The organism is Huintestinicola sp. (assembly GCF_051882455.1).
In the GTDB taxonomy this organism is placed as follows: domain Bacteria; phylum Bacillota; class Clostridia; order Oscillospirales; family Ruminococcaceae; genus Huintestinicola.
Window position 1 is genome coordinate 1 of record NZ_JBJERV010000035.1, and the last position, 2,714, is coordinate 2,714.

General features: G+C 47.2%; 3 protein-coding genes. 1 reads left to right on the forward strand and 2 read right to left on the reverse strand.

The features are described from left to right. Positions 1-822, reverse strand: an 822-nt coding sequence (locus ACI4J0_RS05345) for a hypothetical protein (RefSeq protein ID WP_439764780.1), incomplete at its 3' end; no start/stop codon positions are given. A gap of 436 nt (positions 823-1,258) precedes the next feature. On the opposite strand from ACI4J0_RS05345, the gene ACI4J0_RS05350 reads away from it, so the two are divergent. Beyond that, entirely contained in the window at positions 1,259-2,455 is a 1,197-nt protein-coding gene (locus ACI4J0_RS05350; RefSeq protein WP_439764781.1) for an acetate/propionate family kinase, read from the forward strand. A 67-nt stretch (positions 2,456-2,522) separates the two neighbouring features. On the opposite strand, the gene ACI4J0_RS05355 is transcribed toward ACI4J0_RS05350, so the two are convergent. Beyond that, positions 2,523-2,714, reverse strand: a 192-nt coding sequence (locus ACI4J0_RS05355) for a hypothetical protein (RefSeq protein ID WP_439764782.1), incomplete at its 5' end; no start/stop codon positions are given.

Genomic DNA, 2,714 nt, shown 5'->3' on the forward strand with positions numbered 1-2,714 from the left:
GTTATATATCCAGTACTGACGGGACTTTACCCAGTGTCTCAGCTCCTCGTCATAGACCTCCTTCTGCTTTTTTGAAAGGAAATTCTTCATTCCGAAAAGCCTTATGTCCTTGGCGTAGGAAAAATCGGTGGTGACGGTCTCCATATACTCAAGCTTGCGCCAGTGGGGCATCATGGCGTCCCACATTTCCTTTTTGTCCTTTTTGCGTATGTACTCAAAATACAAGAACTGAACATAGGACAAAACGGCGATAACAGCTATTATAAGCGGGTCAAAGCTCGACATGATGATGATCGAGGTGATAACGGATATGACCTGTGTGAGCATTACCTGCATATAGGTCATCATTCCCTGAACGCCCTGCCAGTCCCCTGCGGTGGCGCGCTTTGCCTTCTGGAGCCTGTCAAGCATTTCCGGGGTCTCAAGAGCCTCGTAATCCATGCCCAGAGTTTTGGCGATGCGCTCCTTGATTATCATAAGGCGCACATAGGTAAAGCCAACGCCGGTTTTCGCCGATGAAACGGTGTTGAGCCACATAAAGAAAAACTCGATAAGGGTGGTCACAGTCACAAGCTTTAAAAGGGGCAGGATATCTCCGCCGCCTGCGCCTGCCTGTATCATATCAATGACAAGCTTTCCGATAAAGCTCCATATGTAGGACATGGAAGCCGCCGCAACGGCTCCCGTTATCATAAAGAAGATAAGGGATTTCCGGTATTTGACGAACTTCCCCAGGATATATCGGCAGTTGCTCAGAACGCCGTAATCCTTGTGAAGCTCGTCTGTCTGTTCCTTCTGTTCGGGTGGTGTGAAAATACTCATTGTCATTCCTCCTTTTGCAAATAAACGCAGAAAGCGCCCCTGCTATACCATTCGGCATAACAGGGGCGCTGTAAGAATATCCGCTCTGTCCGTTAATTGCTGAGGACGGGCGGCATATCTGTGCCTTTGAAAATGCCGTTTCTTTCCGATGTGATGTATCTGATGATATTTACGAACATTCTGCCCGCCTCCTTTCAAAAAATAATATGCTCACAGTATAGCACGTATTTTCCTTGATGTCAAGAGCTTTTGGAAATTTTTTTCAAAACAGTCTCTGCGTCTCATTTAAAATTTTAGAAAACAAGCGAAAAAATTCAAAAAAATGTCACAAAAGCATTCTTTCACCTCTTGATTTTTTCGGCAAACAATGGTAAAATAATCATTGGCATTCATTTTTATGTGAATATATTATGATATAGGAAAGGTTGTTTTAAAAATGCTGATTTTAGTTGTCAATGCAGGAAGCTCTTCTCTCAAGTATCAGCTTCTCGATATGGAAAACGAAAGCGTTATCGCAAAGGGTAACTGCGACAGGATCGGTATCGGCGGTCACATCTCCCATAAGACCTCCGACGGCAGAAAGGTAGAAGCAGACTGCGATTTTCCCACTCACACCGAGGCTTTTGAAAAGCTGGTCGAAGTCCTCACATCGGGCGAGGGCAAGGTAATAAACTCCATGAGCGAGATAAACGCTGTGGGTCACAGAATTGTGCAGGGTGCTGAGATATTCAAGGAGACCACTCTCGTTACCGACGAGATAATCGACCAGATCGACGCTCTCGCAGAGCTTGCTCCCGTACATAACCACCCCCATGCTCTTGCTCTGAGAGCCTGCCGCAAGGTGCTTCCCGACGCTCCTATGGCTGTTGTGTTTGACACAGCTTTCCATCAGACAATGCCCGAAAAGGCTTATATGATGGCTTTCCCCTATGAGGATTATGAGCAGTACCACGTAAGAAAGTACGGCTTCCACGGCACCTCCCACAGATTTGTTTCCAAGGCGCTTGCAGACGCTATGGGCAAGGACGTTAAGGAGCTGAAAATAATCTCCTGCCATATGGGCAACGGCTCCTCCATCACCGCTGTTGAATATGGCAAGTCTGTTGACACCTCCATGGGCTTTACTCCTCTTGACGGCATCATTATGGGTACACGCTGCGGCTCTGTTGACCCCTCCGCCGTTACCTTCCTTATGGACAAGAAGGGCTTCACTCCCGCTCAGATGTCCGATTATATGAACAAGCAGTCCGGTCTTGCAGGCGTTTCGGGCGTTTCCTCCGATAACAGAGACGTTACCGCCGCTGCCAAGGACGGCAACAAGAGAGCGCTCCTTGCAAACGAGATGCTCAAGTATCAGACCAAGAAGTATGTCGGCGCATATGCGGCTGTTATGAACGGCGTTGACGCTATCCTCTTCACAGGCGGTATCGGTGAGAACGACGCTGCTATCCGTGCAGGCGTATGCAAGGATATGGACTACCTCGGAATCAAGATAAACGACGAGGTAAACAATGCCACAAGAGGCGAACTCAAGCGCATTTCCGCCGATGACAGCAAGGTACAGGTATGGGTAGTTCCCACAAACGAGGAGCTTCTTATCGCCCGTGACACTCTTGCGCTTATCAGCAAGTAATTTAAGTAATATCTGTCCGCTTCGAAGCCCTGACTTCGGAGCGGATATTTTATTTTCGGAAAAAATTTCAAAAGCCCTTGACAAATGAAATTGGGTGTGCTATACTGTATTTGTAAATAATTCTAAATGCTGTGACAGGAAGAAAGACCGCTTCGTCATTTGCAGAGAGCCGCTGTTTGGTGCAAAGCGGCATTGATCTGCGGTTATAACTCGTCCTTGAGCATTCTTCTGAAAGCTTTTGCAAGTAGGTTTGAACGGG

Coding starts and splice junctions, on each gene's coding strand:
- ACI4J0_RS05350 (WP_439764781.1), top strand. CDS start 1,259: ATGCTGATTTTAGTTGTCAATGCAGGAAGCTCTTCTCTCAAGTATCAG.